The following is a 23067-nucleotide window of genomic DNA, read 5'->3' as shown; positions in this document are numbered from 1 at the left end:
CCCGACAGCAGCTAACACCCCCAGCCACCACACAACAACAGCAGAAAGGACAGCGCCAACCACCTCATCGCGCCTGATAACGGTTCGCCCCCGTCAGTCGAAGCCACGCTGACGGGGATACCGGCGATCCCTGACCACGATTCACGCACTTCCCGCTGAGGGTTAAGCCCTTAAAGAGCGAAACCTGCCAACCGGATGAAGGTTTACGGGCACTCCGTCGTTCCTGGAAGACGCGTCTCCCTTTCTATACAGGCCAACGGACACCGGGATATGCGGACGGTTTAACGTGTCGTGAGCATTCGAGTGGGCACGGCTAGCGCGGTGCGAAGGCCGTATAGTCAGCGGGACTGGCGCCTGCTCCAACGGCGCGCTCGGCGGCCTTAAGGAAATCGGACACTACCTTGCGGTCATCGAGGTTACGGCCGGAAATCGATAGGCGCACGGTGTTGCCGCGCTGCGCGGAGCGCTCGGCAGCGCGGATGATGTTGCGGCGCCACCACTTGGCCGAACCGAAACCCTCACCAAAGGACAAGTTGCGGGCTTGGTGGAGCTCGCCGGTGCGCAGGTCATGGATGCCGCGGGTGGATGCAGCAAAGTCAAAATCAAACTCAGGAAGAACTTCTAGAGTTCCCTCCGACATACGCCAGCGCGGCGGCGCAAAGATAGTGGGTTCAAAGCCGATTCTGGCCATCTGCCGCGTCGCCCCCTTGAGGCGCAGACGCGCCTCGTGTGCATCCAGGTTTGCGAATTCCGCACGGCGGCCCTGAACTGCTTGGTCGAAGCCGTTGAGAATGAGCACTCGGCCCGATTCGGCCTGCTCACGCAACCACGACTGTGTCGCCGAATCCTTAGCTAGGTGCCAATTGCCATCGATGTGTGGCGCTACGAGCAAGGACACCGGGATATCCGCTTTATCGAACTGCTCCAGCAGGTCAGCGGCCTGCCTTCGGGTGTCGTCGAAGATACTGGAAATCGAAACCAAAAGGTGGCCATGCATAAGGAAAATTATCGCACAGCCACCGTCCCGGCGCGCGCCGAGGGGAAGCCTCACTCCCCCACATGGGCGGCCTAGGACGCTGTGCGGCTCATTAGCCACACAGCTCGAGCGGGGAGCCTAAGACTCAACCCCCGTGGCCTGGTTAATCAACCACGCATACTCGAATGCCGCCTGCCGCCACTTGGCATAGCGGCCAGACACACCACCATGGCCGGCGGCCATCTCAGTCTTGAGGAGGAACTCGCCACCGGTGGCGACGTCACGAAGCTTGGCCACCCACTTCGCCGGCTCCACGTAGAGCACGCGGGTGTCGTTAAGCGAGGTCAGCGCCAGGATATTGGGATACTTCTGCGGCGCAATGTTCTCGTACGGCGAGTAGGAGGCCATGTAGTCGTAGACCTCCGGGTCGTGGTACGGGTCGCCCCATTCTTCCCACTCCACCACCGTAAGCGGCAGCTCCGGCATGAGAATCGAGGTCAGCGGATCCACGAAGGGCACGTTGGCCTCGATGGCCTTAAACCGATCTGGCGCCATGTTCGCCACCGCGCCCATGAGCAGTCCACCGGCGGAACCGCCTTCCGCCACCAAGGTTTCCGGGGTGGTCACGCGGCGCGCGATGAGGTCATCGGCCACTGCGATGAAGTCCGTAAACGTGTTCTTCTTAGCCAGCATCTTGCCGTCGTCGTACCAGTTGCGGCCCATCTCGCCGCCGCCGCGAACGTGCGCCATGGCAAAGATCATGCCGCGGTCCATGAGAGACAAACGGAAGACCGAGAAATACGGGTCCATATTTGCCTCGTAGGAGCCGTAGCCGTAAAGCAACGTCGGGTTCGGCTGCGCACGGTCCAAGTCCGAGCGGTGCACGATGGACACCGGCACCTTCGTCCCGTCAGGCGCTTCAGACCAGACGCGGTAAGCCACGTACTCATCCTTGTCATAGCCGCCAGGGACTTCCTGTTCCTTCAGCAGCGTGTACTCGCCGGTGGCCACGCGGTAATCAAAGAGCTGGGCTGGCTGGATGAAGGAAGTGTAGCTCACGCGCAGCACCGGCGCATCCCACTCCGGGTTGCCGGCCACGCCAACGGTGTAGAGCTCCTCGTTGAAGTTGAGCTCGTCGAAACGCGCCCACCCCTCCCGCACATCCATTACCGCGGCACGGCCAATGCCGCCGCGGCGGTAGCCCACGACGATCTGGTCGCGGTAACAATCCACGCCTTCAATGCGCACGGTGTCATCATGCGGCATGAGGACGGTGAGTTCGCGCAAGGCTGGAAGGTCATCGGAGACAGGACAGTAGCCTAAGGCAAAGTTGGGGCCGGTGGCATTGTGCGTGACAACCCAGTAGTCGGTGCCGTCCACCACCGCATGGTCGACGTCATAGTCCACGCCGGTCTCCCGCTCCCAGAGGCAGCGGAACTCCCCCTCGGGGTTGGACTGCTCGAGCACCCACGCCTCATTCGTCGTCTTCGAACCGGAGACAATCATGATGTACTTCTCGCTGCGGGTCGTACCCACACCAATGCCGAAGCGCGAATCCTCCTCGCGCATGACTACAACATCAGCCGACTGCGGGGTTCCCACGCGGTGGCGCCACACGGTGTCCGGCCGCCATGCATCATCGACGGTGGTGTAGAAAATGAACTCCTCCCCGACCCACGTCGCACCATAAAAGATGCCTTCCAGGCGGTCCTCCAACAGCTCTCCTGTGCGCAGGTCCTTGATGAAGAGCTCAAAGCGCTCGTCGCCGGCCACGTCCACGGAATAGGCCAGCAGGTCACCGGAATCGCTCACCGTGGACGCGCCCAGGGCGAAGAAGTCGTGGCCTTCGGCGAGCGCGTTGACGTCGAGAAGCACCTGCTCCCCTTCCGGCGCCCCCTCCTCCGGGATGGTCGGCGGGGTCCACGGATCAGAACCTTCCGACACCGGGATGCGGCAGCTGTAGCCGTACTCCTGCCCCTCCTCGGTGCGCCCGTAGTACCAGTACTTACCGCGGCGCTGGGGCACGGACATGTCCGTCTGCTTAATGCGGGACTTGACCTCGGTGAAGATGTTCTCCGTCAGGGTCTCCAGGTGCGCGGTGCGCTCTTGGGTATAGGCGTTTTCAGCCTCCAAGTATTCGCGGGTCTCCGGGGAGTCTTTCTCACGCAGCCACTCGTAGTTATCGATGAAGCTGCGGCCATGGAACTCACGGGTGACCGGGCGTTTCGCTGCGTGTGGTGCGTTCATTCAGCCTCCTTAAAAAGTGGTCCCGGACAGGCGTTCAAAGGCCTCAACATAACGCGCGCGGGTGGCCTGGACAACGTCATCCGGCAGGCGCGGCGGCGTGGACTCCTTGTCCCAGCCGGAGTCGGTGAGCCAATCGCGCACGTACTGCTTATCAAAGGAAGGCTGGACCTTGCCTTCCTCGTAGGTATCGGCCGGCCAGTAGCGCGAGGAGTCCGGGGTGAGGACCTCATCAGCTAAGACCAAAGTGCCGTGCTTATCGACGCCAAACTCGAACTTCGTATCCGCCAAAATAATGCCCTTCTCCTCCGCCAGCGCGGCGGCCGTGGCATAAATGCGCAGGGTGGCTTCGCGCAGCTGCTCAGCTCGCTCGCGGCCTAGCTTCTCCACAACGACGTCGAAGGAGACGTTCTCATCGTGGTCGCCCTGCTCCGCCTTGGTGGCCGGGGTGAAAATGGGCTCGGGCAGGCGGGAGGCCTCGGTCAGCCCCTCCGGCAGCTCGACGCCGCACACGCTGCCGGATGCCTTGTATTCCTTCAGCCCGGAGCCGGTGAGGTAACCGCGGGCGACGCACTCGAAGGGCAGCATGTCGAGCTTCTGCACCACCATGGCGCGGCCGAGTACCTCTTCGGGGATGCGCTCATCATCGAGCGGGCCGGCGAGGTGGTTAGGGAAATCAATGACGTCGAAGAAGAACTTCGAGGTCGCCGTAAGCACACGGCCCTTGTCCGGAATGGCGGGCTCAAGGGCGTGGTCGTAGGCGGAAATGCGGTCGGAGACGACCATGAGCAGGGTATTGTCGCCGATTTCGTAGATATCGCGCACCTTGCCGGAGGCGATGTGGGCATAGGAAGAAAGTTCTGGACGCATGACATACATCCTAGACCCGTCTAGACTGCTTCAAGATACATCCCAAGCATGAGGAGTTAAGCCTGTGCACTCTCGCATGATCTCCCTTTTGACCTCCGCTGCGTTGGTGGGCGGCGCCCTGAGCGTGCCGGCGGCGCAGGCTGCCGATATCTCCGTGCGCGAATCTGACCACGGCCAATGGCTGTGCACGATGTCGGCCTCGGCCACGGATCGCGAGCTAGCCCGCGACGTCCGCGCTGGATATATCGCAACGATTAAGGCCACCTCGGAGCAGATTCAAGCGCAGTTCCCGAAGTTGGACTTCTCCGCGTATACCTCGCGCGATATCAGCAAGGCTCCGGGCTATGCGGCGACGGTGGCCGCGCTGGGCAAGGCCGGTTATACGGGCGCGGATATGCTCATCATCCTGGTCGGCGCCGCCGCTCCGGAGGCGCTCGTAGCGGATGAGTCGGTGCTGCTGCCGCAGGACGCCGAGTACTCCATCAATGCTGCTGCCGCCCGCGCAAAGAAGGGACCGGCGCCACTACTGTCGACGGGTAGCGATTTCAGCCCCAAGTTGCGCGCCGCTCTGGCAGAAAACCAGGCACAGGAGAAAGAAGCCGTTGACGCCTTCAACGCAGCGCAGGTGCAGTCTTTCGCTGAGTGCGTCGAGGAACTTCGCAGCCGCGGTGCGCAAGAAGGCATCCAGCCGGTGCCGGAGCTGCCCATTCCGGGCAAGACGACGCAGCAGCAAACCTCGTCCACGGGTGCTGCGGTTCTCGGCATCATGGCGGTACTCACCGCGCTGATGATCGGCGGCTACCTCGCCTCCAACGGGAAATCCCTCGGCGGCTTCGAGTTGCCGGTGCTGCGCATCCCCGGGATGGCCTAAAAGCTAGTGCCGGGTGGCCCGGGACGTCGATAGAAGGTCGTTTCGATCAAATAGGGACCAGAAAATTCGGGGCGGCCTTAATTGATCGAAACGTACATGGACCGGGCCAGCGCGGTACGTTTTCGTAAATAGAGCCTCAAAAACTCACGTTTGAGAGGGCTTGTCTGCGAAAACGTACCGCGCCGGGTCGTCCCTTCACAGGGGATCCCCCGGCCGCGTGAGCTAGAGGATTTCGCCCGGGGTGTAGGCCGCGGCCTGCGGGTGCTGGTCAGCAATCGCCTTGATGCGGCCCAGAATCTGGCTCACCTGCGACTCGGCAGCACCGATGAAGGCGTGCTTATCCGACAGCGCGGCCTCGAGAGCGGCGGCATCGAGCGGCAGGCGCTCGTCGGCAGCCAGGCGCTCAATCAGGTCCTGCTCCCCGCCATTCTCGCGCATGTTGAGTGCTACAGCGACGGCGTTTTCCTTGATGACCTCGTGCGCGGTCTCACGGCCCACGCCCGCGCGCACCGCCGCCATGAGGATGCGGGTGGTGGCGAGGAAGGGCAGGTAGCGCTCTAGCTCACGGTCGATCATCGCCGGGAAAGCACCGAATTCTGCCAGCACGGTGAGGAAGGTTTCGAACATGCCGTCAATGGCAAAGAAAGCATCCGGCAAGGCAACGCGGCGCACCACCGAGCAGAAGACGTCGCCCTCGTTCCACTGCTGGCCGGACAGGTCCGCCACCATCGTCAGGTAGCCGCGCAGAATGACCTGGAAACCGCCGACGCGCTCGCAGGAGCGGGCATTCATCTTGTGCGGCATCGCAGAGGACCCAACCTGGCCCTCCTTGAAGCCTTCAGTCACGGTTTCGTTGCCGGCCATGAGGCGGATGGTCGTCGCCAGTGAGGAGGGCGCAGCACCAAGCTCCACCAGCGCGGAAACAGCATCGAAGTCGAGGGAGCGCGGGTAAACCTGGCCCACCGAGTTGAATACGCGAGAGAAGCCCAGGTGATCCGCAATGCGCGTTTCTAGCGCCGCGAGCTTGTCCTCGGATCCGCCCATGAGGTCAAGCATGTCCTGCGAGGTGCCCATCGGGCCCTTGATGCCGCGCAGCGGGTAACGGCTCAGCAGAGACTCCACGCGCTCGATGCCGAGCAGCAGTTCGTCGGCAGCCGAGGCGAAACGCTTGCCCAGGGTCGTCGCCTGGGCAGCGACGTTGTGGGAGCGGCCCGCCATCACCAGCGTCTGGTACTGCGCGGCGCGCTCACCGATGCGGGAGACCACCGCGATGGCTTTATCGCGGGTCAGCTCCAAAGAACGCAGAATCTGCAGCTGTTCCACGTTCTCCGTCAGATCACGCGAGGTCATGCCCTTGTGGATGTGCTCGCAGCCGGCCAGGGCGTTGAACTCCTCGATGCGAGCTTTAACGTCGTGGCGCGTGACGCGCTCACGCTCCGCGATGGAGGCGAGGTCGACGTTCTCAACCTGCGCCTCGTAAGCGGCGATAGCCGCAGCTGGGATGTCGACGCCGAGATCCTTCTGCGCCTTCATCACCGCAATCCACAGCTGGCGCTCCAGGATGATCTTGTGTTCTGGGGACCAGATTTCAGCCATCTCGGGGGAGGCGTATCGAGCGGACAGGACGTTGGAAATGTTCTTCTTTTCAGCCACGTCGCTCATTATTCCACGCCTCGCCCCAAAGGAGGCATTATCAGCGGATTAGATGCTGATCTGGCCCTTCTCCGCTGGGAGTGCGATGTCTGTGCGGAAGAAGCTGCCCTCCAGCTCGATGCCGCCGAGAATCTCGTAGGCGGCAGCACGGGCATCGGCGAGGGTGGCGCCGCGACCGAGGACGTTGAGGACGCGCCCACCGTTGGAGACGTAGCCGCCCTCCCCCGCAGTGGTGCCGGCATGGAGGATCCGGGTGGGGTCATCCAGGTCCGGCGAGGTAATCGGATCACCCTTGCGCGGGGAGGCCGGGTAGCCCTCTGCGGCTAGCACCACGGTAACGGCGTAGCCCTCTTCCCACTCCAGCGGCGCAAGTTCCGCCAGCTGTCCGGTGGCGGTGGCATTCAAAACCTCACCCAGCGGAGACTTCAGCAAAGCGAGCACCGCCTGTGTCTCCGGGTCTCCGAAGCGGGCATTGAATTCCACCACGGCTGGGCCTTCCTTGCCCCATGCCAGGCCGGCGTAGAGCAAGCCAGAGTAGGGAGTGCCACGCTTGACCATTTCTTTGGCCACGGGAACGCAGACTTCGTCGACGATGCGCTGGACGCCGTCGGCAGGCAGCCACGGCAGCGGGGTGTAGGCACCCATGCCGCCGGTGTTGGGGCCTTCATCGTTGTCATAGGCGCGCTTGTGGTCCTGTGCCGGGAGCAGCGGGACGACGGTTTCGCCATCCACGAGGCAGAACAGGGACACTTCGGGGCCGTCGAGGAAGGACTCGAGCAGCACTGGGTTGCCCACAGCATGAACCGCATCGACGTGCGCGCGGGCCGCGTCGCGGGACTCGGTCACCACGACGCCCTTGCCGCCGGCCAGGCCATCATCCTTGACCACGAAGTGCGGGCCAAAGCGGTCCAGCGCGGCCTCGATGTCCGCATCGCTGGTGCCGGGGGCGAGCTGCTCCGCGCGGGCGGTGCGCACGCCGGCGGCCGCCATGACATCCTTGGCAAAGGCCTTGGAACCCTCGATCTGTGCCGCGCTTGCCGACGGCCCGAAGACCGCAATGCCGCGCTCGCGCAGAGCATCCGCCACGCCTTTCACCAGCGGCACCTCCGGCCCAATGACGACCAGATCCGCGTCAATATCAACCGCCAGCTCCGTCATGCGCGCAGGATCGTCCACTTGGGAATACTCCGGGTGAATGGTGGCTTGCTTGGCATGTGCCGGGGAACCCGGTGCGATGTGCAAATCGGTAACAGAGGGATCAGATTTAAGGCCAGTGAGCAGGGCGTGTTCGCGGCCGCCCGAGCCAATAACGAGAATGCGCATGCCGTCTATCTTAACTGGCGGTAGCCTAGGGGCCATGTCTTCCGTATTTACAAAGATCATCGAGGGCGAGCTGCCAGCTCGCTTTGTCTACCGCGACGAGAAATGCGTGGCATTTTTGTCCATCGAGCCGCTGCGTTATGGCCACACCTTGGTGGTGCCGATCGAGGAGGTCGATAAGTGGACTGACCTCGATTCTCAGACTTGGGCGCACCTCAACGAGATTGCTCTAGAGATCGGTGGCGCCATTAAGACGGCCTTCGACACCCCGCGTACGGGCTACATCATCGCTGGCTTCGACGTTCCCCATACCCACATCCACCTCTTCCCCACCGAGAAGATGGAAGACTACGACTTCGCCAAGGCCTTCGCTGCCGACGCTACCGACCCCGCCGCCATGGATGAGGCCGCCGCGCGCATCCGTCAGCACCTCGGCACGGATGAGGACGGCCGCCGCAGCAACTAGGCGCTAGCTCCCGCTCGTCGGCGCCTTGGGGAGGCGGACGGTAAAGACCGATCCGCTGCCCAGCTCAGAGTCCACGGAGATCGAACCGCCGTGCTGTTCCACGAGGGACTTCACAATGGCTAAGCCCAAGCCCGAGCCACCCGTATCGCGGGTTCGTGAAGTATCCGCACGGTAGAAGCGCTCAAAGATATGGGCTGCATCTTCGGGGGAGATGCCCTTGCCGTCATCGGCGACGTCGATAAGCACGTTCTCCTCATCATCCCGCAAAGTCAGCGTCACCGATGCCTCGTCACCACCGTGACGGATACCGTTAGATACCAAGTTGAGCAACACTTGGTGCAGGCGGTCCGCGTCACCGTTGACTATCGGAATCTCGGAGGCTTCATTGTTGACGTTGATCGTGCGGCCAGAAAAGGCCGCGCGTGCCGAAGAGCCCACGGAAAGCACGAGCTCCAGCATGTCTACCTCGCGCATATCGAGGCGCGATCCCTCCGCACGCGTCAGGGCTAGCAAGTCCTCCACCAGCAGCGACATGCGCTGCGACTCGGCATCGATCTTGCTGAAGACAAATTCCGGATCTTTAGTCGCCCCCGAACGGTACAGCTCCGTGTAGCCGCGCAGGCTGGTCAGCGGCGTGCGCAGCTCGTGGGAGGCATCGCCGACGAAGCGGCGCATCTGCTGCTCCTTTTCCTGCGCATGGACGACGGAGTTCTGCAACTGTCCCAGCATGACGTTAAGCGCCGCGGCGAGCTGGCCTACCTCGGTATGTAGCGGCCACTCTGGCACGCGCTTGTCCAGGTTGCCGGCCGCGATTTGGGAGGCCGTTTTCTCGACCACGCGCAGCGGCCGCAGCGCCCGGTGGATCAGCCACATACCCACGAGCGCGATAATGAGCATGACCAGCGCCGCGATGATGACCTGGACTATAGCGAGGCCTTTCAGAATGGAGTTTTCCGTCGTCAGGTCTTTAGCGACGACCACCACGGAGCCATCCGTCTTGAGCTGCGCCACGGCACGCCATTCGGTTTCGCCTTGAATTGAGCGAACGGTGCTAGGTTCACCACCAACGACCACCGAACGAGCATCCGGCAACGCCGCCGTCGGCCGCGTGGTTACCACGGAGCCATCGGGATAATACGCCAGTGCTACATAGTCCGTCGGGGGTCGGCGGCTCCCGTCCTGCGGCGTGTAGAAAGTCGCGTCGAGATTGCTGGCCCAAGAACTCAGGGCATCATTCAGCTCGGTGTCCACGCGGGTGTAGAGCACGTTGCGCATGATCGACGAGACCGCCAAGGAGGACATAGCCAGGCCCAGGCCCGAAACCAGCACCATCAAGACGAGCAGCCACGTGCGCAAGGGCAGCGCTTTAGGTCGCTGCATGCGCCGGCGCAAGGCGCTATTGAGCACCGGCGTGGATCCGGAATCCGGGTTCGCGGTGGATTCGCTCATAGTGAAAAAGCCTACGAGCGCGGTGTGCGCAGCACATAACCGACACCACGGACGGTGTGGATGAGCGGAGTATCGCCGGTATCAATCTTGCGGCGCAGATAAGAAATGTAGGACTCAACCACGTTGCCATCGCCGCCAAAGTCGTAGTGCCAAACGTTATCCAGAATCTTGGACTTGGACAGCACCACCTCGCGGTTCTGCATGAGGTAGCGCAGCAGGTTGAACTCGGTGGGCGAAAGCTCCACGATCTCCCCTGCCTTGGTGACCTCGTGGGTGTCATCGTTGAGGGTGAGGTCGGCATAGGTCATGGTGGCGTCACCGTTCTGGTCATCCACCGTGCTGCCGCGGCGCAGGATCACGCGCAGGCGGGTGATGACCTCTTCCAGGCTGAAGGGCTTGGTGACGTAATCATCCGCCCCAATGGTCAGGCCATGGATTCGCTGATCCACGCTGTCTTTGGCGGTGAGGTAGAGGACGGGGCCGTCGAGGCCTTCCGCGCGCAGCTTGCCCAGCAACTCAAAACCATCCATGCCCGGCATCATGACGTCCATGATGTAGGCATCAGGGTTGATCTCCCGCGCGATGCGCAGGGCTTCGTTGCCGGAGTTGGCGCTGTGTACATCGAAGCCCTGAAACTTCAGGGAAACAGTAAGTAGTTCAACGATATTGGGCTCGTCATCGACGACAAGTACCTTGACGTCCTTTGAATCATCCATGGTCCCGCTCTGGTCCTTTCTCCGCTGTTCCTATGACTAGGTGGCGTGGGGGTTTCTCATTCAAAGTGAGAAGTATTGCACTACGCCTTCCCAGGGTACTGAGCGGAGTCTGGACGTGCGCTGTGAACAAATCAGTCCCACACGGGATTACCCAGATCCAGCCCTTCTGCCTGGGCTTGTGCTTCAATCAGCTGACGCAAGTAGCCGGCATTACCGCGATATGTCTCATCGAAGCGCGGATCCTCGCAGTACATGCGAGCCAAGATCACTTGCTTGGACCTCGACACTGGGTACCACTGAGCAATGAGGTCGCGGTGCTTGTCGACGATCTCCTTCGCCCCCTCGCTGCCCGGTTCAAGCCCTGCGTTCGCGGACTCCTCTAGCTCGGCCGCAAAGTTTTCATGATCCACGGAGAATCCTTCCCAATCCTTCTTCCCCATCGATTCCGCAGCGGCCGCACTCGCCGCCCATTCTTTGCTGTCTCCCCACTTCTCGCGGGCTTCTTCCTGCAGTTGGGGCCATGCATCACCCAGATTGCGCACTTTTTGGCTGGGGCTTAGGTTCTTATCCATTTCGGTCTCCTCAATCAGTCTTTCCACTGCGTACAACATCGCATCGACGTCGGCTCGCCGCTTCTGTAAAGCCTCGTGTTGGCCTCGGAGGCGGGCCAGAGTGGCGGAGGAAGGGGCATCGAGAAGCACTGCGATGTCCTTCAGCTCAATTCCCACGCTGCGATATATCAGGATGTCCATCCCGCGCTGCACGTCATCTTCGGTGTACAGGCGGTGATCACCCCCAGTGCGCCACTGTGGGCTGAGCAGCCCAATGTCATCCCAGTGCCGCAACGTGCGGGTGGTGACTTTGAGGATTTCGGCAACGTCGCCGATGCTGTAGTCATTACGCATGACGTTGAGCCTAAAAGTTGACGTCGCGTTAAGTGCAACTCCTGCCACTCAGCACATATTTTTGCCTACGATAATGAAGCATGACGCAAGCCTCGAAACGCACTGACCGCCTCACCGTGGCTGCTTGGGCCCTGTGGGACTGGGGTTCGGCTGCCTTCAACGCGGTTCTCGTGACGTTTATTTTCTCGGTCTATCTCACCGACTCGGTGGGCCAACACATTGACTCGCAGTTCACCCCGGCGCAGTGGTTGTCCTGGTCCATGACGGTGGCGGGTCTGGTGATTTTTGCGGTCACCCCCGTGATGGGCCAGCGTTCCGACCGGTTGGGCACGCGGCGGCGCGCGCTGGGCTTCTGGTCGCTGCTGACCTTCCTGGTCATGGCCAGCCTGTTTTTCATCCGCAATGATGCGCCCGTGTATTTCTGGCTGGGGCTTGTCGGCTTGGCGGTAGGTTCGGTGACCATCCAATTCGCCGAAGTCAATTACTTTGCCCAGCTCAACCAGGTGGCCACCGAGGACAAGGTGGGCCGGGTATCTGGCCTGGGCTGGTCGGCGGGTTATTTCGGTGGCATCGTGCTGCTGCTCATCTGTTACTTCGGCTTCGTCTCCGGAGAGGGAGGCGGACTTGGGCTATCCACGGAGGGCGGCTGGAATATTCGGCTCGTGGCGCTGCTCGCCGCAGCGTGGTTTGGGCTATCTGCCATTCCCGTGCTGCTGCGCGTGCCGGAGATTGCGCCGTCGGGTGAAACGACGGGTGGCGTTGCGGCGTCTTATCGCGAGCTGTGGCGCACGGTGCACACGCTGTGGCGGGAGGATCGCAACGCCTTTGCCTTCCTCTTCGCTTCTGCCATCTTCCGTGATGGACTCTCGGCCGTATTCAGCTTCGGGGCGGTGTTGGGCGTATCCGTCTATGGGCTTTCGCCTGGCGACGTCCTCATCTTCGGCGTTGCCGCCAACGTTGCGGCCGCACTGGGCGCGGTGGCGGGCGGGCTGATCGACGACCACGTGGGTCCCAAAGCCATCATCCTCACCTGCCTGACAATTCTGACGTTGATGGCGGGCATCATGTTCTTCGCGCAAGGCCCGACGGCCTTCTGGATCTGCGGGCTCATCCTGTGCCTGTGCGTGGGACCAGCCCAGGCTTCCGCCCGCGGCTTCTTGGCGCGCGTTGCCCCGCCAGGACGTGAAGGCGAGATGTTTGGCCTCTACGCCACAACCGGGCGTGCCGTAGCGTGGTTGACGCCTTTCCTGTTCGGCGTCTTCGTCTCCCTGATGGGCCAAGGAGACCGGGGAGGCGTGCTCGCCATAGGGCTAGTCCTCCTCGTCGGAGCGCTCGTGCTCATCCCAGTCAAAGACCCCGCGAAAGCATAACGCTGTCGCGGGGTGGAGCCGCAGGGCGTGGGTTCCTTGTGGTGCGTGGGTCCCTTCTAGAGTGAGAGCGAAGCGCTCACGCTAGAAGTCCTGTGGACGCGGAATGTTGCGCAGGTTGGACTTCGCCATGGAGAGCATCTGACCCACGCCGCCACCGAAGACGGTGCGGGTCGCTGCCTTGGAGAAGCCGAGCAGCTGCTCGAAGGTGAGTGTCGGCGGCAGGGAGAGGGCGTTCGGGTCCGTGACGACGTCGATAAGCGCAGGGCCGTCGTAGGCCAAGGCCTCCTTGATAAGGCGCGGCGCGTCCTTCGGATCCTCGATGCGGAAGTGCTTGATGCCTGCGCCTTCCGCGATCTGGGCGAAGTTGACGTGCTCGTGGTCGGTCTCATGCTCCGGCAGGCCTTGGACCAGCATCTCCAGCTTGACCATGCCGAGGGAAGAGTTGTTAAACACGAACATCTTCACCGGCAGGTTGTGCAGCTTCACGGTGAGCAGCTCGCCCATGAGCATAGACAGCCCACCGTCGCCGGAGAAAGTGATGACCTGGCGTTCCGGGTGCGCCGCCTGCGCACCGATGGCCATCGGCAGTGCGTTGGCCATAGTTCCGTGGCGGAAGGAGCCAATCTGCTCGCGCTTGCCATTCGCAGTGATGTAGCGCGCGCCCCACACGTTGCACATGCCGGTATCGACGGTAAAGATGGCATCTTCATCGGCCTGCTGGTCAATGAGGTCTGCGATGTACTCCGGGTGGATCGGCGTGTGCTTCTCCACGCCAGAGGTGTAGGCCTCAACGACGTGGTGCAGCTTGTCGTAGTGATTCTTGAGCATCTTGTCGAGGAAGGAGCGGTCCTTCTTCTCATCGACGTGCGGCAGGATGTTCTCAATGGTGGCGGCGACATCACCCGTCACCGGGTACTTAATGCGGGTGCGGCGGCCAATGTGGGAGCCATCGATATCGACCTGGGCCACGTTGGCATCCGGCAGGAAGTCGTTATAGGGGAAGTCCGTGCCCAGCAGGATAAGCAAGTCCGCCTCGTGGGTGGCCTCGTGTGCCGCGCCGTAGCCGAGCAATCCGGACATGCCGACGTCGAAGGGGTTGTCGTACTGGATGTACATCTTGCCGCCCAGGGCGTGACCGATGGGAGCCTTGATCTTCTCGGCCAACGCAAGAACCTGCTCGCGCGCATCCTTGACGCCAGCACCGACGAAGAGAGCGACGGTCTTAGCCTCATTAATGGCCTGGGTCAGCGCAGCGGCCTCTGCCGGGTCCGGGTAGACAACCGGGCGTCCGGAGGAAATAACGGAGGAGGTGAAGGTGTCCTCTTCCGCCTCTTGAGTGGAGACATCGCCCGGAATGACGAGGACGGACACACCCTTGCCGGCCATGGTGCTCTGGATGGCATGGTGCAGGACCACACCTCCCTGCTCAGCGGAGTTGACCATTTCGCAGTAGCCGGAGCACTCCTGGAAGATGGCCTCCGGGTGGGTTTCCTGGAAGAACTTCGAGCCGATCTGGCGGGAAGGAATGTGGCTGGCTAGGGCGAGGACCTTGGCGCCGTTGCGGTGGGCGTCGTAAAGCCCCTGAATAAGGTGCGTATTTCCCGGACCGCAGGAGGCGGCGCACACGGCGAGGTTACCGGTGGTGAGGGAATCGGCCTCAGCGGCGAATGCCGCAGCTTCCTCGTTACGTACGTGAACCCATTCGATGGAGGATTGACGCACCGCATCCACGATGGGATTGAGGGAATCACCAACGAGGCCATAGATGCGCTTGACCCCTTGGGCTTCCAGAGTTTCCACGAGCTGCGTGGCGTAATTGCGTGCCATGTTGTACCTCTCTAACTTTTATCGCTAACGGCCCCCAGTGTCCCCGCACCGGGCACATTTCGCCACCTTACAGCTGCCTTCTCACGTAGTAGAGGCTTTGTGACTTCGACAACAAACACGCTTCTTGAGCTTTGAAACTGTAACGACCGTTCGCTATAGTTTCGCAGCATGACAGATGCACGAACGGAAACCTCGGCAGAGATGCTTCGGACCTCAGCGACCCGCCGATGGACCTTCTTTGGCGTGGTCTCTTTAGGCCTGCTCATGATCGGCTTGGATAACTCAATCCTCTACACAGCCCTGCCGGAGCTCTCCGAGCAACTCCATGCGAGCTCTCTGCAGCAGCTGTGGATCATCAATGCTTATGCGCTCATGCTCGCCGGACTCCTGCTGGGCACCGGCACGTTAGGTGACAAGATCGGCCATCGCCGCATGTTCGTCATCGGTCTGTGGGTCTTCGGCATCGCCTCACTCGCCGCGGCACTTGCGCCCGGCGCGTGGGAGCTTGTCGCCGCCCGCGCCTTTTTGGGTCTCGGTGCCTCCATCATGATGCCCGCTACCCTGGCGCTGATTCGCCTGACCTTTGAAGATGAGATTGAGCGCAACACGGCCATCGGCATTTGGGGCTCCATTGCCGTCGTTGGCGCGGCCGCAGGCCCCACGGTGGGCGGCTTTTTGCTTGAGCACTTCTGGTGGGGATCGGTCTTTTTGGTCAACGTGCCCATCGTGATCATCGCCCTCATCCTCACTGCCTTCCTCGCCCCACCGAACGTGGCGAACCCAGCGAAGCATTGGGATTTCTTGTCTTCCCTTTACGCACTGATCACGCTGGCCTCCCTAGTGCTCGTCATCAAGTCCGTAGCCAGCTCCCACCTCAACGCCATGCTTATTGGTGGCGCGCTGGCCGCCTGCCTCATAGGCGCTGTCCTCTTTACTCGCCGCCAGCACACACTGGAGGAGCCGCTTCTCACCTTCGATATCTTCCGCTCCCCCATCTTCAGCGGCGGCGTGTTGGCCGCAGCCGGCGCCATGTTTGGCATGGCCGGGCTGGAAATGACCACCACGCAGAAGCTGCAGTTGGTGGACCTCTACTCCCCACTGCACGCTGGGCTCATCATTTCCCTCATCGCGCTGGCCGCGCTGCCGATGTCCGCGCTGGGCGGGGCTAACCTGCACCGCTGGGGCTTCTTGCCCATCATCGCCGGCGGCTTCCTCGCTATGGCAGCGGGCATTGGCTGCGTGGTGTGGGGCGGCACGCACGACGTGTTCCCCGCATACCTGGTTGGCCTGTTCATCACCGGCCTCGGCGCGGGGTTCGTGATGTCGGTATCCTCCACCGCCATCATCGGCGCCGCGCCTGCCTCGCGTTCCGGTATGGCCGCGGGTGTGGAGGAAGTTTCCTATGAATTCGGCACGCTGCTGTCCATTGCGGTCACCGGTTCGGTGCTGCCTATGCTCTATAAGAGCGGGCTGCCAGAGGACATCCGGGACCTAGGCATGGATGCACTCCACGACCCCTCGCTCGCGGAGGCCGCCGGCCCCGCATACACCGATGCTTACTTGGCCACCGCCGCCGGACTTGGCGTAGTCATGCTCATTTTTGCTGCGGTCACCGGCTGGTGCTTCCGCAGCAACCCAACCTCCGGAGGTGCCGATGCCACGCATTAGTAAAAAGGTTGAGGCGCTCGAAAAGGCGCTCGCCATCATCGAGAAGGATGGCGTTCACGCCCTCACCTACGATTCCCTGGCCACTGCCACGGGCATGAGTAAGTCGGGGCTCATCTACCACTTTCCTACCCGGCACGAGCTGCTCATTGATTGCCATAAGCTGTGCGCGGAGCGCTGGGAGGAAGAGCTCATCGGTCTCTCCGGTGGCAAAACGGCGGAGCAGTTGAGTCCTCGCCAGCGCTACCGCGCCACCTTGGAGTCGATGGGCAAGAATGACCCGCTCATTGAATTGCTCATGTCCATCCACTCGCAGTCCCATCCGGACTTCCAAAAGGTGTGGAGGGACGTCGATGGGCGCTGGCTGCCTGATCCTGCCGCGGAGGATGAATCCGTCGTGCTGGCATCAATCATCGCAGACGGCCTGTGGGTGCACGATCACCTCACCGACCGCCCCCTGCCGCCGCAGAGACGCCGCGCGCTTATCGACGTCGCCTTAGGCCACCTCGCCGAATAACCCCCAGAATGAAAAAAGGGCCTTGAAAAGGCCCTTTTGAGCTGGAGACGAGACTTGAACTCGCAACCTACGCATTACAAGTGCGTTGCGCTACCAATTGCGCCACTCCAGCACCGCGGCTCATCCGCTAGGGGAATCGTACCTGAGCCCACCCCATACAGAGAAAGTCAGGGTGCTTGCGCTGCGAAAAAGTGAACGTAAAAGCCGCGAAAAGCACTGGCAGGTGCATAAATCGACGGCAGTTACTAAAGTGCTGACTTACCGAACCCAGAAGTGTTGTTGAGGTCTATCTTTTCCGTGTCTGTTCTTTCTTCCTTGCGCCAGCGCCTGCTGTACCGTTCGGCCTCCGTCGCCACCATCGACGCTGCAAAGGCCGCACCACCGCCCTCCCCTCTAGCCCCTGTCGATCTCACCGATCCGGCCCAGGTCACAGGCGTCATGGAAATCGCCGCACGCGTTGGTGAAATCCTCATTGCGGCGGGCTCAGCCAATACCGACGTGCAAGCGCAGATTCACCTCGTCGCTTCCTCCTATGGTCTGCACTACTGCCACGTGTCGATTCTGATGAACACCATCACCATCCACACCTCCATCGGCACCGGACCGGAGCGGCACAACCTCCATGTCTTCCGCGTGGCACCGAGCATCGCCGTGGACTTCACTAAACTCTCCGCCGTCGACCGGCTCATCCGCTCCATCCACTCCGGTGCTACCCCGCCGGCAATGGCGGAGAAAATCCTGGATGACATCGACGCGATGAAGAACCCTTATTCCAAGACCACCATCGTCAGCGCGTGGGGTGCCATGGGTGGATTCATCGCCGTGATGCTGGGCGGCGACCTTCTCGTCGGGGTTGTCACCTTCCTCATTTCGGCACTCATTATGGGCACGAACATGTTCCTGGCGGACTATCGCTTGCCGCCCTTTTATCAGAACCTCGTCGGCGGCCTACTCGCCGTTGTCCCCGCGGCCATCCTCTACAACATCTTCGCGGGATTTGGCATCCAGATGCTACCTTCCCAAATCATCGGTTCCGGAATCATCATCCTGGTGGCGGGCCTGACCTTGGTGCAGTGTTTGGTGGACGGGATCACCCGCGCGCCCGTGACCTCATCCGCCAAGTTCTTTGAGGCGCTCATGTCCACCGGCGCCATCATCGCCGGCGTCGGTCTAGGTATCCAGGTGGCTTCGTGGTTGGGCTTCAGCCTGCCGCCACTGGCGACACTCGCCCCGCCCGTCTATCACCAGATCCCCCTTCTGGTGCTGTGCGGTGGAATCGGTTCTGCCGCCTTCGCACTAGCGCTGGGAGCGTCGTGGTCCGAGGTCACCATCTCCGGGCTCACCGCAGCCGCCGGTATGATTTTCTACTATTTCCTCGTCGTCTTATTAGGCGTTGGAGCTGTCGTCGCCTCTGGCATTTCGGCCGTGGCGGTCGGCCTCGCCGGTGGTCTCCTCTCCCGCCGCTACATGATGCCGCCGCTCATCACCATGATCGTGGGCTATACCCCCATGCTGCCGGGTCTGACTTTGTACCGCGGCATGTACGCCATGCTCAACGAACAGCTCATTACCGGCCTGACCAACCTGGCCAGCGCCCTCGCCATTTCCGGTGCACTAGCCGCTGGCGTGGTCTTCGGCGAGCGAGTGGCCCGCCGCCTGCGCCGCCCGCAATACTTCCGGCCTTATAACTCGATCAAGCGCTTGGGCACGTTCTCCTTCTCGCGTGCCACCCGCTTGGCCCAGCGCGCCCGCATTCCGCGCGTTCCCCTATCGCCCTTCGCTCCGCGTCACAACCTGCCAGCCCCACCGCCGCAGTTCGGCCCCAAACCGCCGACGCCTGCACAGCAGGCGCGCTTCCAGCAGGGCGATGCCGTCACGGACATGTGGCCCGTCACCACGCAATTTCCAGCGCAGCGCCCCACCTACACAGTGCCCGGCAAAGATGACCCGAGCGCCCCAACGGACTCGCAATAGCGTAGAATAGCCGGTCTGAAAGCTTTCACACTTCATCCCAGGAGGACTCCGTGCCACCAAAGGTCACAGATACTCAGCCCGCCGCTGATCAGACTCATGCAGTAGAGGAAGAGACCGCCCGCGCCGCGCGTCGCGTCGTCGCCACCTATGCGGAGGATTTCCTCGACGGCGTGACCCTCATGTCGATGCTGGGCGTCGAACCAGAAGGCTTAGTCCACCGCAAGGTTTTGGCTGAGCAAGCCGATGCCGCTCCGAAGAAGAGCAGCAAGAAGGCAACCAAGAAGGCCTCCAAGAAGTCCACCAAGAAGACGACAAAGAAGGCTACGAAGAAAGCCACCAAGAAGGCCACTAAGAAGTCGAGCAAAAAAGCTACCAAGAAGGCAACTAAAAAGGCCACGAAGAAGGCCTAGTTATGTCCGGGCGCAGCAATAGCTTCGTAGTCGTGGCCAACCGGCTGCCGGTGGACCTCGAAACCGCCGCCGACGGCACCCGTGAGTGGAAGGCCTCCCCGGGCGGCCTCGTCACCGCGCTCTCCCCTGTCCTAGAAGAGCACCAGGGCTGCTGGGTGGGCTGGCCGGGCGTGGCCGACGAAGCCCCCGAGCCTTTCACCACCGACAACGGCGTTCTGCTTCACCCGGTACGCCTCACGAATGAGGATTTTGAGGCCTTTTACGAGGGTTTTTCCAACGCCACCCTGTGGCCGCTCTATCACGATCTCATCGTCACCCCCATCTATAACCGCGATTGGTGGGACACCTACCGCGAGGTCAACCTGCGCTTTGCCAACGAGGTAGCGGCCGTCGCTGCGGAGAATGCCACGGTATGGGTGCAGGACTATCAGCTGCAGCTGGTGCCTGGCATCCTGCGCCAACTGCGCCCCGATCTCACTATCGGTTTCTTCCTCCACATCCCCTTCCCTTCCCCGGATCTCTTCCGCCAGTTGCCGTGGCGTGAGGAGTTGGTGCGAGGGCTTCTCGACGCCAACCTGATCGGCTTCCACCTCGAATCCAACGCCCGCAACTTCGTGGAGCTGGCTCGCACCCAGGGCCTCACAGTAGAAGGTGAGGTCAGCACCCGCGAGGTGACCGCCCGCATCGTGACGAATAGCGGTCATTCCGTCGGGGTCGGCGCCTTTCCCATCTCCATTGCAGCGAGTGAGTTCGCTGAGGGTGGCGATGCAGAGGACGTCGTCCAGCTCCGCGCTGAGTTGGGCAACCCCGCACACGTCATTTTGGGGGTCGACCGCTTGGATTACACGAAGGGCATCCTGCAGCGCCTCACTGCCTTCGAGGAACTCCTCGAGACCGGGGCGCTGGACCCGGACGAGGTGACCTTCGTCCAACTAGCTACTCCCTCGCGCGAGCGCATCGATCACTACCGCGCCACGCGCTCGAAGGTGGAGGAAGCCGTGGGCCGCATCAATGGACGCTTTGGGCGCTTAGGAGCACCCGTGGTGCATTACCAGCACAGCTCAGTCCCGAAAGACGTACTGCGGCGCTACTACCGGCTCGCAGACATCATGCTGGTCACACCATTCAAGGACGGCATGAATCTGGTGGCCAAGGAATACGTGGCTTCCCACAGCGATGGCTCCGGCGCGCTCGTGCTCTCCGAATTCGCGGGCGCTGCAGCAGAGCTTACCCAAGCCAACCTGTGCAATCCCTTCGACATCGAGTCCATCAAACGCGCTCTACTCTCTGCGGTCAAGGCACTGGAGGAATCTCCTGATACCATGCGCGAGCGCATGATTGCGATGAACGAGCAGGTGCGTCAGCACGATATCGCACTGTGGTCGCAGTCCTTCCTCGGCGCACTGAACCAGGAGGAAGCATGATGCGGCGCCGGCCCGCCGCAGCGCTCACCGCTGTGCTCGGCACGGCGCTGCTCACGCTTGGTCTGAGCGGGTGTGGCTCCGCCGAGGAGGAGCCTGCGCCGCGCGGCGATGAGCGCATCCTGGACAAGGATTGGCAGGTCATTAACCTCTATACATCTCCGGATGCTCCTTCCTCCCTGCCCGCCGATACTGCACACGTGCCGCACATGAGCTTCGGTGAACACACCGCTGTGGGCTCGACCGGCTGTGTTTCCTTCACTGCCGAGGTTTCCTTCCACAAGGATGACAAGGCCTCCACCATCTGGGAGGGCGACGTGATGCGGGTGGAGAAAGCCACTTATGAGAGCCCGCCGCGCAGTGCTGACTGCGAGGGCTCGATACAGTGGGCCGATTCACTCATGCGCAACCTCATTGCTGAGGGCCATGAATTCGATTTCGGGCTTAACCCGAACAACCAGCTGGTGTTGACGCTGCGCACTGACAAGGTGGACTCACCGATCATCCGGATGGCCTCGCTGTAGCCTTGAAGTTTTCGGCGCTAGGGTGGGAAGCATGATTGATGCTCTCGCCTCCGCAGAACACCTCGCGGTTGTTTCCGATTTTGATGGCACCTTAGCGGGCTTCGCACGCAACGCGTATGATGTAAAGCCGGAGCAGCGCTCGCTCGACGCCCTGGCCACCTTAGCGGAGCTCCCGAACACCACCGCCGCGGTGCTCTCCGGCCGGCACCTCGAGGGCCTAAAACAGGTATGCCCGCTGCGCGAACCGGTACTTTTGGGCGGTTCGCATGGCGCCGAGTCCTCGTGGGAGGATTCCGCCCTCACTCCGGAGATGGAAGCTCACCTGGCGAAGAAAGAAGCAGAGCTCAGAGAAATCATCGCGCGCCACCCCGGCGCGGAACTGGAGGTCAAACCCTTCCAGCGCGTGCTGCACCTGCGGACACTAGAATTGCAGGATCCTGACGCGGCGGCCGCGGCGTATGCAGAAGGCGAGGCTCTCAGCGCCGATGGTTTCCCCAAGACAGCGGGCAAGTGCGTCGTCGAGTTTTCTGCTACACAGGCCACGAAAGGCACGTGGCTTGAGAAGCTTCGCCAGCGCGTCGGCGCCACGGCAGTGGTCTTCTTGGGGGATGACACCACCGATGAAGACGGCTTCGCCCTGCTCAACCAACCGCCGGACCTCGGCGTCAAGGTCGGTGAGGGCGCAACGCAAGCGGCGCTGCGCGTGCCCGATATCGCGGCGGTGACGGAGTTCCTCGAAGAACTCGCCGCCGCCCGCGCGCAGCACAGCGCTTAAGCCCCAGCCGGGGCCACGGTCCGCCCGGGATGGAAGGTGGTCTCCAACAACGCGCGCGGCACCTCTCCGCGCCCATCGATGAGGCTGGCCAGCATGCGCCCCGCCGCCGCCCCCTTTTCCTTGTTCGGCTGCACGACGGTGCTCAGGCCCAGCGCCAAGGCGGGCGCAATGCCGTCGAAGCCGGTAACAGAAAGCTGCTCGGGAACCGCGATTCCATGATCGCGTGCATAAGCGATTACGCCAAGCGCCATCGAGTCCGTCGTACACAACACCGCGGTGAGATCCGGGTGCCTAGTCAGCAATTCCTCTGCGGCCGCATAAGCGGTGCGTGGATCATTGATGTGGCGCGTCACCACGGGGATGCCTGCAGGATCGAGTCCCGCGTCTGCAAAGACATCGAGCGCACCCAATACACGTGAGCGTTGCACGTGCATATCCGCCGCAGCTAGCTGCGCAGCCGTCACTTCACCATCGAGGCGCTCGCGGTATAGGCGGATGGCAAGGATGCCGATGCGGGTATGGGAGGCGTCGACAAGCGCCTGCGCCGCCGGGGCAATCGCGGCGCGGTCATCGATACCCACGAAGGGCAAGCCCGAATCCGTGGGCTGGTCACACACCACCACCGGCAAGCCGCGGCGTTGCACCGCTTCAAGGTAAGCATCACCCGCCGCCACGGAATAGACCACAAATCCATCAACCGCCGCCGACCCTACAAGCTGCGCTGCCTGGGCGTCATTGGGAGCACCGACGGTATCTGGGCCGGCCGGGATGAGAGTCAACGTCGTGCTCGCCCCTGCCGAGGCCTCCGCCATGCCGGCGAGGAAATCTACCGAGGCCATGTCCTCGAAGGCATAGGACAGGTGCTCAGTAAGCAGGACGCCCAGCGACCCCTGGCGGCGTGTGCGCAGGCTGCGCGCGGTGGGATCCGGGCCTGTGTAGCCACGCTCAGCCGCCGCGGTGAGGATGCGCTCCCGGGTGGCGGGGGCCAGCTGGTCTGGGCGGTTATACGCGTTGGACACCGTGGTGGGCGAAACCCCGAGTTCGGCTGCCAGGGAGGCCAGCGTCGTGCTGCGTTTGGACATGACGGTAAGGTTACCCGTTTTCAACTCATTAT

General features: G+C 62.2%; 20 protein-coding genes and 1 tRNA gene. 10 read left to right on the top strand and 11 right to left on the bottom strand.

Annotated elements, in window-relative coordinates; translation table 11 throughout:
• Nucleotides 1–313: 313 nt before the first annotated feature.
• The 3 genes from HMPREF3147_RS06255 to HMPREF3147_RS06245 all read right to left on the bottom strand — a co-directional run bounded on the left by HMPREF3147_RS06255 (nt 314) and on the right by HMPREF3147_RS06245 (nt 4090).
• Nucleotides 314–997: a DUF2334 domain-containing protein gene (locus HMPREF3147_RS06255; RefSeq protein ID WP_070446055.1), complete on the bottom strand. Its 684-nt coding sequence runs from the start codon at nt 995–997 to the stop codon at nt 314–316.
• Nucleotides 998–1114: 117 nt separating this feature from the next.
• Nucleotides 1115–3223, bottom strand: coding sequence for a S9 family peptidase (locus tag HMPREF3147_RS06250; RefSeq protein ID WP_070446049.1), 2109 nt, complete (start codon nt 3221–3223; stop codon nt 1115–1117).
• A gap of 9 nt (nt 3224–3232) precedes the next feature.
• Nucleotides 3233–4090, bottom strand: a complete 858-nt coding sequence (locus HMPREF3147_RS06245) for a phosphoribosylaminoimidazolesuccinocarboxamide synthase (protein WP_070446047.1) — start codon at nt 4088–4090, stop codon at nt 3233–3235.
• A 64-nt stretch (nt 4091–4154) separates the two neighbouring features.
• Between HMPREF3147_RS06245 and HMPREF3147_RS06240 the strand changes: the two genes are divergently transcribed.
• A complete protein-coding gene (locus HMPREF3147_RS06240) occupies nt 4155–4961 on the top strand; it encodes a serine/threonine protein kinase (RefSeq protein WP_246815734.1) in 807 nt (268 codons plus the stop codon).
• A 222-nt stretch (nt 4962–5183) separates the two neighbouring features.
• Here HMPREF3147_RS06240 and purB read toward each other — a convergent pair whose 3' ends face one another.
• Entirely contained in the window at nt 5184–6623 is a 1440-nt protein-coding gene (gene purB / locus HMPREF3147_RS06235) for an adenylosuccinate lyase (RefSeq protein ID WP_070446043.1), read from the bottom strand.
• Between the two features lie 39 nt (nt 6624–6662).
• Nucleotides 6663–7937, bottom strand: a complete 1275-nt coding sequence (gene purD, locus HMPREF3147_RS06230) for a phosphoribosylamine--glycine ligase (RefSeq protein ID WP_070446040.1) — start codon at nt 7935–7937, stop codon at nt 6663–6665.
• 34 nt (nt 7938–7971) lie between these two features.
• Between purD and HMPREF3147_RS06225 the strand changes: the two genes are divergently transcribed.
• Nucleotides 7972–8400 (top strand): HIT family protein, encoded by a 429-nt coding sequence (locus HMPREF3147_RS06225; RefSeq protein WP_070446036.1) that lies wholly within the window; start codon nt 7972–7974, stop codon nt 8398–8400.
• 3 nt (nt 8401–8403) lie between these two features.
• Here the strand turns inward: HMPREF3147_RS06225 and HMPREF3147_RS06220 are convergent, their stop codons facing one another.
• The 3 genes from HMPREF3147_RS06220 to HMPREF3147_RS06210 all read right to left on the bottom strand — a co-directional run bounded on the left by HMPREF3147_RS06220 (nt 8404) and on the right by HMPREF3147_RS06210 (nt 11470).
• Nucleotides 8404–9849 (bottom strand): sensor histidine kinase, encoded by a 1446-nt coding sequence (locus HMPREF3147_RS06220; RefSeq protein ID WP_070446033.1) that lies wholly within the window; start codon nt 9847–9849, stop codon nt 8404–8406.
• 11 nt (nt 9850–9860) lie between these two features.
• Nucleotides 9861–10565, bottom strand: coding sequence for a response regulator transcription factor (locus HMPREF3147_RS06215; protein ID WP_070446030.1), 705 nt, complete (start codon nt 10563–10565; stop codon nt 9861–9863).
• Nucleotides 10566–10696: 131 nt separating this feature from the next.
• Nucleotides 10697–11470 (bottom strand): MerR family transcriptional regulator, encoded by a 774-nt coding sequence (locus HMPREF3147_RS06210; RefSeq protein WP_070446025.1) that lies wholly within the window; start codon nt 11468–11470, stop codon nt 10697–10699.
• 80 nt (nt 11471–11550) lie between these two features.
• Here HMPREF3147_RS06210 and HMPREF3147_RS06205 point away from each other — a divergent pair, with 80 nt between their 5' ends.
• Entirely contained in the window at nt 11551–12840 is a 1290-nt protein-coding gene (locus HMPREF3147_RS06205; protein ID WP_070446022.1) for an MFS transporter, read from the top strand.
• A gap of 81 nt (nt 12841–12921) precedes the next feature.
• Here HMPREF3147_RS06205 and HMPREF3147_RS06200 read toward each other — a convergent pair whose 3' ends face one another.
• Nucleotides 12922–14667 carry a pyruvate dehydrogenase gene (locus tag HMPREF3147_RS06200; RefSeq protein WP_070446019.1) on the bottom strand — a complete coding sequence of 582 codons (1746 nt, stop codon included), beginning with the start codon at nt 14665–14667 and terminating at the stop codon, nt 12922–12924.
• A gap of 168 nt (nt 14668–14835) precedes the next feature.
• Between HMPREF3147_RS06200 and HMPREF3147_RS06195 the strand changes: the two genes are divergently transcribed.
• Together HMPREF3147_RS06195 and HMPREF3147_RS06190 are read left to right on the top strand one after the other, a co-directional pair.
• Nucleotides 14836–16335 carry an MFS transporter gene (locus HMPREF3147_RS06195; RefSeq protein WP_070446016.1) on the top strand — a complete coding sequence of 500 codons (1500 nt, stop codon included), beginning with the start codon at nt 14836–14838 and terminating at the stop codon, nt 16333–16335.
• The gene (locus HMPREF3147_RS06190; protein ID WP_070446013.1) at nt 16322–16849 is read left to right on the top strand and encodes a TetR/AcrR family transcriptional regulator; all 528 of its coding nucleotides are present in this window, start codon (nt 16322–16324) and stop codon (nt 16847–16849) included. The genes HMPREF3147_RS06195 and HMPREF3147_RS06190 overlap by 14 nt, the downstream gene beginning before the upstream one ends.
• A 39-nt stretch (nt 16850–16888) precedes the next feature.
• On the opposite strand, the gene HMPREF3147_RS06185 is transcribed toward HMPREF3147_RS06190, so the two are convergent.
• Nucleotides 16889–16961 (bottom strand) — tRNA-Thr (locus tag HMPREF3147_RS06185).
• Nucleotides 16962–17146: 185 nt separating this feature from the next.
• Between HMPREF3147_RS06185 and HMPREF3147_RS06180 the strand changes: the two genes are divergently transcribed.
• From HMPREF3147_RS06180 to otsB, 5 genes are read left to right on the top strand one after another with little or no spacing between them, the layout of a single operon-like run.
• Complete coding sequence (locus HMPREF3147_RS06180; RefSeq protein WP_070446073.1) at nt 17147–18823, top strand: threonine/serine exporter ThrE; 1677 nt, start codon at nt 17147–17149, stop codon at nt 18821–18823.
• A gap of 50 nt (nt 18824–18873) precedes the next feature.
• Nucleotides 18874–19233, top strand: coding sequence for a hypothetical protein (locus HMPREF3147_RS06175; protein ID WP_070446010.1), 360 nt, complete (start codon nt 18874–18876; stop codon nt 19231–19233).
• 2 nt (nt 19234–19235) lie between these two features.
• A complete protein-coding gene (locus tag HMPREF3147_RS06170) occupies nt 19236–20657 on the top strand; it encodes an alpha,alpha-trehalose-phosphate synthase (UDP-forming) (protein WP_070446007.1) in 1422 nt (473 codons plus the stop codon).
• Nucleotides 20654–21178, top strand: coding sequence for a hypothetical protein (locus tag HMPREF3147_RS06165; protein ID WP_070446002.1), 525 nt, complete (start codon nt 20654–20656; stop codon nt 21176–21178). Before HMPREF3147_RS06170 ends, HMPREF3147_RS06165 begins: the two co-directional genes overlap by 4 nt.
• Nucleotides 21179–21209: 31 nt before the next feature.
• Entirely contained in the window at nt 21210–21953 is a 744-nt protein-coding gene (gene otsB / locus HMPREF3147_RS06160) for a trehalose-phosphatase (RefSeq protein ID WP_070445997.1), read from the top strand.
• Here the strand turns inward: otsB and HMPREF3147_RS06155 are convergent.
• Nucleotides 21950–23035, bottom strand: coding sequence for a LacI family DNA-binding transcriptional regulator (locus HMPREF3147_RS06155; RefSeq protein WP_070445994.1), 1086 nt, complete (start codon nt 23033–23035; stop codon nt 21950–21952). The two genes, otsB and HMPREF3147_RS06155, sit on opposite strands and share 4 nt — an antisense overlap.
• Between the last annotated feature and the right edge of the window lie 32 nt (nt 23036–23067).

Source organism: Corynebacterium sp. HMSC05D03, assembly GCF_001807205.1.
In the GTDB taxonomy this organism is placed as follows: Bacteria; Actinomycetota; Actinomycetes; order Mycobacteriales; family Mycobacteriaceae; genus Corynebacterium; species Corynebacterium aurimucosum.
The sequence above is the reverse complement of the archived record's forward strand: the minus strand, read 5'-3'. Positions and strand labels throughout refer to the sequence as shown.